The organism is Xanthomonas vesicatoria ATCC 35937 (genome assembly GCF_001908725.1).
Lineage (GTDB): Bacteria > Pseudomonadota > Gammaproteobacteria > Xanthomonadales > Xanthomonadaceae > Xanthomonas > Xanthomonas vesicatoria.
Genome location: NZ_CP018725.1, coordinates 4,304,886 through 4,317,596 on the forward strand (window position 1 = coordinate 4,304,886; position 12,711 = coordinate 4,317,596).

At 65.4% G+C, this 12,711-nt stretch carries 13 protein-coding genes and 1 tRNA gene; 13 read left to right on the forward strand and 1 reads right to left on the reverse strand.

What is annotated here, in order from left to right; all coding sequences use genetic code 11:
• The first annotated feature begins 187 nt into the window (after positions 1-187).
• From fabD to BJD12_RS18905, 11 genes are all read left to right on the forward strand, one after another.
• The gene (gene fabD, locus BJD12_RS18860; protein WP_005995229.1) at positions 188-1,132 is read left to right on the forward strand and encodes an ACP S-malonyltransferase; all 945 of its coding nucleotides are present in this window, start codon (positions 188-190) and stop codon (positions 1,130-1,132) included.
• Between the two features lie 81 nt (positions 1,133-1,213).
• Positions 1,214-1,957 (forward strand): 3-oxoacyl-ACP reductase FabG, encoded by a 744-nt coding sequence (fabG, locus tag BJD12_RS18865; RefSeq protein ID WP_005995232.1) that lies wholly within the window; start codon positions 1,214-1,216, stop codon positions 1,955-1,957.
• Between the two features lie 156 nt (positions 1,958-2,113).
• Positions 2,114-2,353, forward strand: coding sequence for an acyl carrier protein (gene acpP, locus BJD12_RS18870; RefSeq protein WP_002814322.1), 240 nt, complete (start codon positions 2,114-2,116; stop codon positions 2,351-2,353).
• 141 nt (positions 2,354-2,494) lie between these two features.
• Entirely contained in the window at positions 2,495-3,730 is a 1,236-nt protein-coding gene (gene fabF / locus BJD12_RS18875) for a beta-ketoacyl-ACP synthase II (RefSeq protein WP_039424979.1), read from the forward strand.
• Positions 3,731-3,896: 166 nt separating this feature from the next.
• The gene (locus BJD12_RS18880) at positions 3,897-5,252 is read left to right on the forward strand and encodes an aminodeoxychorismate synthase component I (RefSeq protein WP_005995237.1); all 1,356 of its coding nucleotides are present in this window, start codon (positions 3,897-3,899) and stop codon (positions 5,250-5,252) included.
• 60 nt (positions 5,253-5,312) lie between these two features.
• Positions 5,313-6,386 (forward strand): endolytic transglycosylase MltG, encoded by a 1,074-nt coding sequence (gene mltG / locus BJD12_RS18885; RefSeq protein ID WP_042828344.1) that lies wholly within the window; start codon positions 5,313-5,315, stop codon positions 6,384-6,386.
• Positions 6,383-7,342, forward strand: coding sequence for a DNA polymerase III subunit delta' (locus BJD12_RS18890; protein ID WP_005995240.1), 960 nt, complete (start codon positions 6,383-6,385; stop codon positions 7,340-7,342). The genes mltG and BJD12_RS18890 overlap by 4 nt, the downstream gene beginning before the upstream one ends.
• Positions 7,339-7,692 (forward strand): PilZ domain-containing protein, encoded by a 354-nt coding sequence (locus tag BJD12_RS18895; RefSeq protein ID WP_003483889.1) that lies wholly within the window; start codon positions 7,339-7,341, stop codon positions 7,690-7,692. Before BJD12_RS18890 ends, BJD12_RS18895 begins: the two co-directional genes overlap by 4 nt.
• Positions 7,693-7,870: 178 nt before the next feature.
• A tRNA-Val gene (locus tag BJD12_RS18900) sits at positions 7,871-7,945 on the forward strand.
• Between the two features lie 65 nt (positions 7,946-8,010).
• Positions 8,011-8,274: a hypothetical protein gene (locus BJD12_RS24355; protein ID WP_126936638.1), complete on the forward strand. Its 264-nt coding sequence runs from the start codon at positions 8,011-8,013 to the stop codon at positions 8,272-8,274.
• An 82-nt stretch (positions 8,275-8,356) separates the two neighbouring features.
• Positions 8,357-8,683: a hypothetical protein gene (locus tag BJD12_RS18905; RefSeq protein WP_005995243.1), complete on the forward strand. Its 327-nt coding sequence runs from the start codon at positions 8,357-8,359 to the stop codon at positions 8,681-8,683.
• Between the two features lie 121 nt (positions 8,684-8,804).
• Here the strand turns inward: BJD12_RS18905 and prpR are convergent, their stop codons facing one another.
• A complete protein-coding gene (gene prpR / locus BJD12_RS18910) occupies positions 8,805-10,403 on the reverse strand; it encodes a propionate catabolism operon regulatory protein PrpR (RefSeq protein ID WP_042828345.1) in 1,599 nt (532 codons plus the stop codon).
• Positions 10,404-10,549: 146 nt separating this feature from the next.
• Here prpR and prpB point away from each other — a divergent pair, with 146 nt between their 5' ends.
• On the forward strand, positions 10,550-11,446 hold the full coding sequence (gene prpB / locus BJD12_RS18915) for a methylisocitrate lyase (RefSeq protein WP_005995247.1): 897 nt from the start codon (positions 10,550-10,552) through the stop codon (positions 11,444-11,446).
• 72 nt (positions 11,447-11,518) lie between these two features.
• Entirely contained in the window at positions 11,519-12,673 is a 1,155-nt protein-coding gene (gene prpC / locus BJD12_RS18920; protein ID WP_005995248.1) for a bifunctional 2-methylcitrate synthase/citrate synthase, read from the forward strand.
• Positions 12,674-12,711: the final 38 nt, after the last annotated feature.

Below are 12,711 nucleotides of genomic sequence, written 5' to 3' on the forward strand. Positions count from 1 at the left end.
TGCGTTCGCTCCGACGCCCTCATCGGCCGTATGCGTGAAAAGGGGTATCGATGGCCACATTGGCCCGCTCCAGCGATTCGTCCAGCCCGGCGAGCGTTGCTGCAGACCCCGCTGCATACGCGGCAGTACAGACGCCCGGGCGATTTCGCACGTATCATCCCGGCTCGATTTTTGCAGGCAGCCGCGCGTGACCGAATCCACTCTTGCCTTCGTCTTTCCCGGCCAGGGCTCGCAGTCCTTGGGGATGCTGGCCGAACTGTCCGAACTGCACCCGCAGGTTCGCGAAACGTTTGCCGAAGCCTCCGAGGGCGCCGGTGTCGACCTCTGGGCGCTGTCCCAGGGCGGCCCGGAAGAGATGCTCAACCGTACCGAATACACCCAGCCAGCACTGTTGGCGGCGGGCGTGGCGGTGTGGCGGCTGTGGACCGCGCAGCGCGGTGCGCGTCCGGCCCTGCTTGCCGGGCATAGCCTGGGCGAATACACCGCGCTGGTGGCCTCAGGCGCCTTGTCGCTGCATGACGGTGCGCACCTGGTGCGGCTGCGCGGGCAGTTCATGCAGTCTGCGGCCCCGGCCGGTGTCGGTGCAATGGCTGCCGTGCTGGGCGCCGACGACGCTCTGGTGCAGGACGTCTGTGTCGAGGCGTCCGGCAGTCAGGTGGTGGTGCCGGCCAACTTCAACTCGCCCGGCCAGATCGTGATCGGGGGCGATGCCGCAGCAGTGGACCGTGCGCTGGCCTTGCTGGCCGAGCGCGGCGTGCGCAAGGCGGTCAAGTTGGCGGTGAGCGTGCCCTCGCACACCCCGTTGATGCGCGATGCGGCCAATCAGCTCGCCGAAGCGATGGCCGGGTTGAGCTGGCACGCCCCGCAGATTCTGGTGGTGCAGAACGTCGATGCGCGCGTGCACGACGGCAGCGCGGCGATTCGCCAGGCCCTGGTCGAGCAGTTGTACCTGCCGGTGCAGTGGACCGGCTGCGTGCAGGCGCTGGCGGCCCAGGGCATCACCAGGATCGCCGAATGCGGCCCGGGCAAGGTGTTGAGCGGGCTGATCAAGCGCATCGACAAGAGCCTGGACGCTCGTCCGCTGGCCACGCCGGCCGATTACGCCGGCGCGCTCGATGCGTGGGCGCACTGATCCGACGCATGTGCCGGTGATACCGACATCCCTCGACGCTCGCGATGTAACCGCAGCGTCCTCCTTCGAGGAACAGTAGTCATGAGCAAGCCTCTGCAGGGCGAAGTCGCCCTCGTCACCGGCGCCAGTCGCGGCATCGGTGCGGCCATTGCCGATACCTTGGCCGCCCAGGGCGCCACCGTCATCGGCACCGCCACCTCGGCCTCCGGTGCCACGGCAATCGGCGAGCGGCTGGCGGCCCACGGCGGTCACGGTCGCGAACTTAACGTCACCGACGCCGCCGCGGTCGATGGCCTGATCGATGCGATCGGCAAGGAGTTCGGCGCGATCTCGATCCTGGTCAACAACGCCGGCATCACCCGCGACAACCTGTTGATGCGGATGAAGGACGACGACTGGCAAGCCATCATCGACACCAACCTGACCAGCGTCTTCCGCACGTCCAAGGCGGTGATGCGCGGCATGATGAAGGCGCGCAAAGGCCGCATCGTCAATATCGCATCGGTGGTCGGAGTGACCGGCAATCCCGGGCAGACCAACTACGCCGCGGCCAAGGCCGGCATCATTGCGTTCTCCAAATCGCTTGCCAAGGAAATCGGGTCGCGCGGGGTCACCGTGAATGTGGTGGCGCCCGGTTTCATCGATACCGACATGACCAAGGCATTGCCGAAGGAGGCCAAGGCTGGCCTGCTGCAGCAGATCGCGCTCGGGCATCTGGGCGCGCCGGAGGACATCGCCAATGCGGTGGCCTTCCTGGCCGGCCCGACTGCCCGCTACATCACTGGCGAGACCCTGCACGTCAACGGTGGCATGTACATGCCGTGAGCGTGCGGCGCCGGGAGGTGCTAAGTGGCTGATCGGCCGGGACTTGTGATGCAATGCAAGGCTCGGGCGCTTCCACTACACTATCCAACGCGGCCATCGCATTGGCGATGGCGTTTTTTTCGTACCACCACTACTCCAGCTGGAGCGATATCCCCAATGAGCACCATCGAAGAACGCGTCAAGAAAATCGTCGTCGAACAACTCGGCGTCAAGGAAGAGGAAGTCACCACCAGCGCATCGTTCGTCGATGACCTGGGTGCCGACTCGCTGGACACCGTCGAGCTGGTGATGGCGCTGGAAGAAGAGTTCGAGTGCGAGATCCCGGACGAAGAGGCCGAGAAGATCACCTCGGTCCAGCAGGCGATCGACTACGTCAAGGCTCACGTCAAGAGCTGATGCGTTGTTCCTGACTGCGGTGGCGTGCATTGCGCCGCTGCTGCGTCAGACATTCCATGGGGCCGCTGATGCGGCCCTGTGTTTTTCAAGCGTCACCCGCAAACCGCAAGCACCGTCCGTTCCGTGGTGAGGAGATCTGCAATGAGTCGTCGTGTTGTCGTTACCGGCATGGGCATGGTGTCGCCGCTGGGCAATGATCTGGCCAGCAGCTGGGATGGGATCATCCACGGGCGCTCCGGCATTGGCTCGATCACGCAGATCGATGCCTCGCAGTTCACCACCAAGATCGCCGGCGAAATCAAGAATTTCGACCCCACGCTTTTTGTGTCCGCCAAGGACGTCAAGAAGATGGATTCGTTCATCCACTACGGTGTCGGCGCCTCGTTCATGGCGTTGGACGATTCCGGCCTGGAGATCGACGAAAGCAATGCCGAACGCATTGGCGCCATCCTCGGCTCCGGCATCGGCGGGCTGCTCGGCATCGAAGAGCAGACCATCAAATTTCATGAGGGCGGCGCGCGCAAGATTTCGCCGTTCTATGTGCCCAGCACCATCATCAACATGCTGCCGGGCCAGGTGAGCCTGATCAAAGGCCTGAAGGGCCCGACGTTCTCGGCCGTGTCCGCCTGCGCCACGTCCAATCACTCGATCGGCACGGCGATGCGCATGATCCAGTACGGCGATGCCGACGTGATGCTGGCCGGCGGCGCCGAGCGCGGGTCCTCGCCGAGTTCGGTGGGCGGCTTCTGTGCAATGAAGGCGATGTCCACCCGGAACGACGACCCCGCTGCTGCATCGCGTCCCTGGGACAAGCAGCGCGATGGTTTCGTGCTGGGCGATGGCGCCGGCGTGCTGGTGCTGGAAGAGTACGAACACGCCAAGGCGCGTGGCGCGCGCATCTATGCCGAGCTGGTCGGCTTTGGTGCAAGCTCCGATGCCTTCCACATGACCGCCCCCAGCGAAGACGGCGAAGGCGCGGCGCGCAGCATGGTCGCGGCCATGCGCGATGCCAAGCTCAATCCCGAGCAGATCGGTTACCTCAACGCGCACGGCACCTCCACGCCGCTGGGCGATCTGGCCGAAACGCTGGCGATGAAGCGCGCGTTGGGCGACCACGCCTACAAGACCATGGTCAGCTCGACCAAGTCGATGACCGGCCACCTGCTCGGCGCAGCCGGCGGTGCGGAGGCGATCTTCTCGGTGATGGCGCTGCACACCGGCATCATCCCGCCGACCATCAACCTGGAAGAGCCCAGCGAAGGCTGCGACCTGGATTACGTGCCGAACGTGGCGCGCGAAGTCCAGGTGGATGCGGTGATGTCCAACGGCTTCGGCTTTGGCGGCACCAACGGCACGCTGGTGTTCAAGCGCCTCTGAGTCGGCGCGTCGGTGCTGTCGCACCACGCGTCGCGCAACAGTCCGCCGCGAGCACGTTCGTGCGGCCAACTGCACAGTGTCGGTTCGAACTAGTTCTGATCCACCCATCGCGCGCGCTGCCTTTTAGAAGGCGGCGCGCTTTCGTATCTCACGCCGCCCCGGACCGATGACGCTCACCCGATCACTGCACGCGGACATCGATTTGCTGGCGCTGCATCGCCTGGCGCCGCAGCGGTATCCGGCGTTGCTGGAATCCACTGCCTCCGGTACCGAGCACGGGCGCTGGGACGTGTTGCTGCTTGCCGACGGTGGCAGCTTGCGGCTGGACCGGGACGGCCGCACGCGCGATGGCGATGGGCGGGTACTGGACTGCACTTTCCTGGACGCGCTGGATGCCGCCTGGCACGCCGAACGGGTGCCGCGCGATGCAACCGGTGCATTGCCGTTCCGTGGCGGTTGGGCGGTGTTGCTGGATTACGAACTGGCCTCCCAGGTCGAGCCGATCCTGCAGTTGCCCGCGCGGACCGACCGCCTTCCGAGCGCGCTTGCCTTGCGCGCGCCGGCAGCGGTGTTGCGTGACCGCGTGGAAGGCCGCTGCATCGCGCTGGCCGAACCGGGTCGCGAGGACTTGCTGCAGCGGATTGTCCAAGACATTGCTGCGTGCGCCGCGCTGCCACCATTGCCGGCCTGGGTCGGGCCGGTTGCGGTGGACGAAGATGCCCCCCAGCGTTTTACCGATGCGGTGCAGCGGGTGCTGGATTACCTGCGTGCCGGCGATGTGTTCCAGGCCAATATCTCGCGCGCCTGGAACGCACGCTTTGCCGCTGCGGTGGATCCGGCGGCGCTGCACGCCCGGTTGCGTTCGGCCAACCCTGCGCCGTTCGCTGGCGTGTTCGTGGCGGCCGGGCGTGCGGTGGTGAGTTCCTCGCCCGAGCGGCTGGTGTCGGTGCACGGCGATGCGGTGCAGACCCGCCCGATTGCCGGCACGCGCGCGCGCTTTGCCGGCGACGACGATGCGGCGCGCATCCGCGAGCTGGTCGGCCATCCGAAGGAACGCGCCGAGCACGTGATGCTGATCGACCTGGAGCGCAACGACCTGGGCCGCATCTGTGCCCCCGGGACGGTGGAAGTGGACGAGCTGATGGCGGTGGAAAGCTATGCGCACGTGCATCACATCGTCAGCAACGTGCGCGGCCGTCTGCGCGACGGGGTCACTCCGGGCGAGGTGATTGCGGCTGTATTTCCGGGTGGCACCATCACCGGTTGTCCAAAGGTGCGTTGCATGCAGATCATCGCCGAGCTCGAACAGACCGCGCGCGGCGCCTACACCGGCGCGTTCGGTTGGCTCAACCGCGATGGCGACATGGATCTGAACATCCTGATCCGCACCGCGGAGGTGGCTGGCGAGCAGGTGCGCTTCCGCACCGGTGCCGGCATCGTGGTGGACTCGGATCCGCAACGCGAGCTGGACGAAACCCGCGCCAAGGCGCGTGGCGTGCTGCGTGCGATCGAGCAGGCATGAGCGCTTCAACGCGACATCACCGGCGCGCGGTATCCTGCGCGGCGCTGGGGCAATGACGAGGTGGATGTGGCAATGACTGGCAAACGCGGATGTCTGGCCGTGCTGGGCACGGCATTGCTGCTGGTGGCGCTGTTGGCGATTGCCGCGCTGGTGGCATGGCGGCATTACCTGCACTTCGCCGATACGCCCGTGCCTGCGAGCGCGCCCAGCGTGGTGATTGCGCCCGGTGATTCGCTCAAGGCGACCTTGCGCAAATTGCGCGAGGCCGGCGTGGCGCAGGGCACCGATCTGGAATGGCAGCTGCTGGCGCGTCAGGTCGATGCGGCCGGCAAGCTCAAGGTGGGCGAGTACGCGCTGGCGCCGGCGTTGTCGCCGCGCGAGCTGCTGACGCGCATGCGCCAGGGGCGGGTGATCCAATACCGTTTCACCATCGTGGAAGGTTGGAACTTCCGTCAGCTGCGCGCCGCGATCGCCACCGCCACGCCGTTGCAGCAGACCATCGGCACGCTGGATGACGCCGCGTTGATGGCGCGGCTGGGTTTCGCCAACCAGCACCCGGAAGGCCGCTTCCTTCCGGAGACCTATCTGTATCAGCGCGGCGACAGCGATCTGGATGTGCTCAAGCGCGCCCACGCAGCGATGGACAAGGCGCTGGCGCAGGTCTGGGAGCAGCGCGCCGCCAACGTACCGCTGAGCTCGCCGGAGCAGGCGTTGATCCTGGCCTCCATCATCGAAAAGGAAACCGCGCTGGGTAGCGAACGGCCGTTGATCGCCGGGGTGTTCCTGCGTCGCCTGCAGATGGGCATGAAGCTGCAGACCGACCCCACCGTGATCTACGGCATCGGCAGCAGCTACGACGGCAATATCCGTCGCCGCGACCTGACCACCGATACCCCGTACAACACCTATACCCGCACCGGCCTGACCCCCACGCCGATTGCGATGCCGGGCCGCGAGGCCTTGCTGGCCGCGGTGCGCCCGGCCCCCGGCGATGCGCTGTATTTCGTCGCCGTTGGCGACGGCACCGGCGCGCATGCGTTTTCGGCCACGTTGGCCGAACACAACGCGGCGGTGGCGCGCTATCTGCAGCGCCGCCGCCTGCCGAGCACGCCGCAGACGGAGCCCACCCCATGACCGCCGCATTTTCGCCCTGGCAGCAACGCGCCTTCGATCAAACCGTGGCGGCGTTGGACGCCGGCCGGCTCGGGCACGGGCTGCTGATCTGTGGCCCGGAAGGGTTGGGCAAGCGCGCTGTCGCACTGGCGCTGGCCGAGCATGTGCTGGCCAGTTCGCCGGACCCGGCGCTGGCGCAGCGCACGCGGCAATTGATCGCCGCCGGCACCCATCCGGACCTGCAGCTGATCTCGTTCATTCCCAACCGCACCGGCGACAAGCTGCGCACCGAGATCGTCATCGAACAGGTGCGCGAGATTTCGCAAAAACTGTCGCTGACGCCGCAGTACGGCATTGCCCAGGTGGTGATCGTCGACCCGGCCGATGCGATCAACCGCGCCGCCTGCAATGCCTTGCTCAAGACCCTGGAAGAGCCGTCGCCCGGCCGTTACCTGTGGCTGATCAGTGCGCAGCCGGCGCGTTTGCCCGCCACCATCCGCAGCCGCTGCCAGCGCCTGGAATTCAAGCTGCCGCCTGCGCACGAGGCGCTGGCCTGGCTGCTGGCGCAAGGCGTCAGCGAGCGCGCCGCGCAGGACGCGCTGGAGGCTGCGCGCGGCCATCCGGGGCTGGCCGCGCAGTGGTTGCGCGAGGATGGCCTGGCGGTGCGTCGTGCGGTGGCACAGGATCTGGAGCAGATCGCCAACGGTCGCGCCGGGGCGGTGGAGGTTGCGCAGCGCTGGACCAACGATGGCCAGGCCGATCAGCGGTTGCGCCACGCCGCCGACCTGGCCTTGGCGCAGGCCTCGGCCGGCTTGACCGATCCATCGCGGTTGCACAAGCTGGCGACCTGGTTCGACGCCGCCAATCGCACACGCGACCTGCTGCGCACCACCGTCCGCGCCGACCTGGCAGTGACGGAATTGTTGCTGGCCTGGCGCGAGGGAGCGCACCAGCCACGTTCTAGGGGAACTCGATGAGTGCAATGAATGCACGCCAAGGCATTTTGTCGCTGGCGTTGAAAGACAAGCCGGCGCTCTACAGCGCGTACATGCCGTTCGTCAAAGGCGGCGGTATTTTTGTCCCCACGCCCAAACGCTACATGCTGGGCGACGAAGTCTTCCTGCTGCTGACCCTGCCCGATTCCAGCGAGCGCCTGCCGGTGGCCGGCAAGGTGATCTGGACCACGCCTGCGGGCGCGCAGGGTAACCGCGCCGCCGGCATCGGCGTGCAGTTCCCTGACGGCCCGGAAGGCGAGGCGGTACGCAACAAGATCGAAACCCTGCTGGCCGGCCTGACCACCTCGGACAAGCCCACCCATACGATGTGATCCGGGCTGCTGCCAGGGCGATCCGGCGTGTTGGTGGATGTTTTTGAGTGCGGCCCAATCCATTGCAGACGTATGCCTAGCAAGGGTGACCGGATTGCAGTGCTGGCCTGCGAGAGGCCCGCATAAACACCTGTTGACGATTGTCGCAGCTGCCCTATAATGTGCGGCTCGCGTCAACGGGCGGTTAGCTCAGCGGTAGAGCATTGCCTTCACACGGCAAGGGTCACAGGTTCGAACCCTGTACCGCCCACCATGAATTCAGAGTCAAATGAAACCGGCGAAAGCCGGTTTTTTTGTGGCCGCGCGTGAGTCGCCGCCATGAGGACTGTGGTTGCGGCAGCGTGTCGTTCCTTTTTTGATGCAGTGTTCGGCAATCACTGCCGCGAACTCAGTGGCATGCCGTTCCGCGGCTCGCGCTGGCATGGCGATAGTTGCGTGTACGCGGGTCCGATCAGGATCTGCGACCTGCAGGGCTTTGCCCGGGTTTTATCGATTGAACAGGTCATGGGATTTTTAGAAGGTGTCGTTGTTGCCTCCGGTGAAGCAACGCGCTGCGTTGCATTCAACAGACGCTGCGCGTAAGCACTTTTCGCTAGGGCCAATACCTTGCGAGCTCGACAGGGACTTGCCATCCTGCAAGGCCCCGGATCGAGATGGAGTGGCGATGAAGACGCTGCTTGGAAGTGCGCTGGTTGCGATGGTGTTGTTGACCGGGTGCGCGCGCGATGTTGGCGAGCAGTACGTGGGCAAGTGGGTCAATGTGAAGTCGCAGAAGAATGTGCTGAGCATCGAGCACAACGGCGAGAGCTTCATCATTCGCGACACCACGCCGGAGCTGTTCGGCAGCGGCGTCAGGACCCGAAACTATCCGGCGCTGCTGACCAAGGGGGTGCTGCAGGTATCCAGTGGCACCGGCACGGTGAACTATGCGATCGATGAGGCAACGGGTCGTCTGAGCACGGGCGATACCGAGTACACGCGGGTCAAGTAATCGCTGCATTGCCGCGTGCGCGCTGATCGTCGCGCGCCTAGCTGCGTGCAGTACTGCATCACCTGATGTATGGCACCGCTCGTGTCCTGCCTGGGCTGAAAGCCGGGCTAAGGTGCGGAGGTCAACGCTGTGGTGCCATCGCCTGTGCCTGCATCCAACGCCATAAGGTGGTGCGCGAAACGCCGAGCGCCTGGGCGGCGAGGGCGCGGTTGCCGTTGGCGCAATCCAGTGCCGTGCGCACCGCTGCTGCGGTGAGTTGCAGGCGAGATGCGGCAAGCTCGGTGTGGGCCTGTGGCGCAGCGTCGCTGGCGTATGCGTCGAACAATTCCGGCGCCCAGCGTTGGAGGTGTTCCAGGCTCAGGTCGTCCTGCGCTTGCGCCTTCCAGTGGATGCACAAGCGTTCGACCAGGTTGCGTAGCTCGCGAACATTGCCCGGCCAGGCATGTTGCTGCAGCCGCTGCAGGGCTGCAGATGACAACGGCGAGGCAATGCTGCCCAGTTGCTGAAAATAATGCGTCAGCAGCAGTGCGATATCGTCGGGGCGACGGCGCAGCGGCGGCAGCGCGATGCGCAATGCGGCCAAGCGGTAGAACAGGTCGCGACGAAAACGCCCTTGCTCGACCAGGGACTGAAGATCCTGCAGGCTGGCGGCGATCACGCGCACATCCACGGCAACTGGGACGGTGGCGCCGACGCGCAACACCTCACGCTCTTCCAGGACGCGCAGCAAACGGGTCTGCAGGGGCATCGGCAGTTCGCCGATTTCGTCGAGGAACAGCGTGCCGTCCTGCGCGGCTTCGATCAGGCCGACATGGCCGCCGCGGCGTGCGCCGGTAAAGGCGCCGTCGCTGTAGCCGAACAATTCCGCCTCCAGCAGCGACTCGCTGATGGCGCCGCAATTGATCGCGACGAAGCGGCCACGCCGGCGGCTGCCGGCATGCAACTGACGTGCGACCAGCTCCTTGCCGGTACCGGTCTGGCCGCTGATCAACACCGTGCCCGCGTGCGGGGCATACAACTGCACCAGCTCTCGGACGTGCACCATTGCCGCGTCGTCGCCAAGCAGCGCTTCGCTGCGGCGTATCCGTCGTGTATTGCTGCGGGCAACTGGGCGTTCCTGGCTGGAGGCGGTGCCCAGGGCGATGGCGTTTTCCAGCGCACGCCGGACCGAATCTGCCGAATACAGCAACACGCCCGGCAGGCCGGCCTGCTCGGCGAAATCGATCGCCATGCCGGTGCCCACGATGACCTGCGTGCCGCCGGCGCGCAGGTCGGCAATGCAGTCGCGTGCGTCTTCGGCGGTGACGAAGCGGCGGTGTTCGATGTCCAGGTCGAAACTGCGCTGGAAGGCGTGGAACGAAGGGACATCGCTGGCATGGGTGACCACGCCGATGCGTGGCGCGATGCGGCGCGCACGCGCCAACGCTTCCATCAGGTCGAAGCCGGTGGCCTGGATCGGCGCCAGCGGCAGCGCGAGCCGGCTGCGTAGGTAGGCGGCATTGGAGCCGCCAGCGACCAGGACGTCGCAGCGCTCGCGGCGCAGGCGCTGGCCGATGACTTCCACCGCGTCGGCAAAGCCGAGGTTGATCTGCTCGATGCGTGCGCGCTGATCGAATTCGGGGATGACATCGGCCAGCAGGCCGGTCAGCCGCGACACGCTGACGGTCCATATCACCGGTGGCGATGTGTCTGCCGGATCGGCAGGGGAGGGGCTACGCATCGAAGTTGCCGTGTTTCATGGGTGTTGCATGTTGCGCCACGCGTTTCATATTCGCAACGATTCCCTGGCGGCGGCCATTGAAATCAAACGCTTGCGATTGGCATAGGGTTTGCGAATTATCAGACATCCCATCCCCAGGAATCGCCATGACGTCCTCGCCCATTTCTTCCGCCGGTACCCGCTTCCGCGCGGCGCTGGCCGCCGAGTCGCCACTACAGGTCATCGGCGCGATCAATGCCAACCACGCGCTGCTGGCCCAGCGTGCCGGGTATCAGGCTATCTATCTGTCGGGCGGCGGTGTGGCCGCAGGTTCGCTGGGGCTGCCGGATCTGGGCATCAATACGCTGGAAGACGTGCTGATCGATGTGCGCCGCATTACCGATGTCTGCGCGTTGCCGCTGCTGGTGGACGTGGACACCGGCTTCGGGCCGAGCGCGTTCAACATCGAGCGCACCATCAAATCGTTGATCAAGGCGGGCGCGGCCGGCTGTCATATCGAAGACCAGGTCGGCGCCAAGCGCTGCGGGCATCGGCCAGGCAAGGAGATCGTCAGCCAGGGCGAGATGGTGGACCGGGTCAAGGCGGCGGCCGATGCCAAGACCGATCCGGCGTTCTTCCTGATCGCGCGGACCGACGCCATCCAGATGGAAGGCGTGGACGCGGCGATCGAGCGCGCTATCGCCTGCGTGGAAGCGGGCGCCGACGGCATCTTTGCCGAGGCCGCCTACGATCTGGACACCTATAAGCGTTTTGTCGATGCGGTGGGCGTGCCGGTGCTGGCCAACATCACCGAGTTCGGCAAGACGCCGCTGTTTACGCGCGACCAGCTGGCCGCTGCCGGCGTGGCGATCCAGTTGTTTCCGCTGTCGGCATTTCGTGCGGCGAACAAGGCCGCCGAAGACGTCTACACCGCGATCCGTCGCGATGGTCACCAACAAGCGGTGCTGGAAACGATGCAGACGCGCGAAGAATTGTACGAACGCATCGGCTACCACGACTACGAACAACGCCTGGACGCACTGTTTGCGCGCAAAGGCGCATGATCGCCGCTTGCTGGGTCCACCTGGTCGATCCTCAGTGACACCGCAACACGCCACAGCTTGGGAGCTCATCGCATGAACGACACCACCATTCCTGGTTTCAAGCCAAAAAAATCCGTTGCCCTGTCCGGCACTGCCGCAGGCAACACCGCCCTGTGCACCGTGGGGCGCAGCGGCAACGATCTGCACTACCGCGGTTACGACATTCTGGACCTGGCAACCACCAGCGAGTTTGAGGAAATTGCGTATCTGCTGGTGCACGGCAAGCTGCCCAACAGCGGCGAATTGCGCGGTTACAAGGCCAAGTTGCGCTCGCTGCGTGGCGTGCCGGCCGCAGTGAAAGCGGCGCTGGAGCAACTGCCGCCGTCGGCGCACCCGATGGATGTGATGCGTACCGGTGTCTCGGTGCTGGGTTGCCTGCAGCCGGAAAAGGACGACCACAATCATCCGGGCGCGCGCGATATCGCCGACAAGCTGATGGCCTCGTTGGGCTCGATGCTGCTGTACTGGTATCACTACAGCCACAACGGCAAGCGCATCGAGGTGGAGACCGACGACGACTCGATCGGTGGGCACTTCCTGCATCTGTTGCACGGGTTTGCGCCCAAGGACTCGTGGGTGCGTGCGATGCACACCAGTCTGATCCTGTATGCCGAACACGAGTTCAACGCCTCCACCTTTGCATGCCGTGTGATCGCCGGCACCGGCAGCGATATGCACAGCGCCATTGCCGGCGGTATCGGCGCGCTGCGTGGACCCAAGCACGGCGGCGCCAACGAAGTGGCGTTCGAAGTGCAGAAGCGTTACGACACGCCGGACGAGGCGGAAGCCGATATCAAGGCGCGCGTGGAGCGCAAGGAAGTGGTGATCGGATTCGGCCACCCGGTGTACACGGTGTCCGACCCGCGCAACAAGGTCATCAAGGACGTGGCGCGCGAGTTGTCCGATGAGCAGGGCAGCCGCAAGATGTACGACATCGCCGAGCGCCTGGAAAGCGTGATGTGGGACATCAAGAAGATGTTCCCCAACCTGGATTGGTTCAGTGCGGTGAGCTATCACATGATGGGCGTGCCGACGGCGATGTTCACGCCGCTCTTCGTGCTGGCACGCACGGCCGGTTGGAGCGCGCATATCATCGAACAGCGTGTGGACGGCAAGATCATTCGGCCTTCGGCCAACTACACCGGGCCGGAAGATCAGGTGTTTGTACCGTTGGATCAGCGCGCCTGAGTGCGTGTGGGAGGCACTCGCCCTCGTCCTCCGTTTGC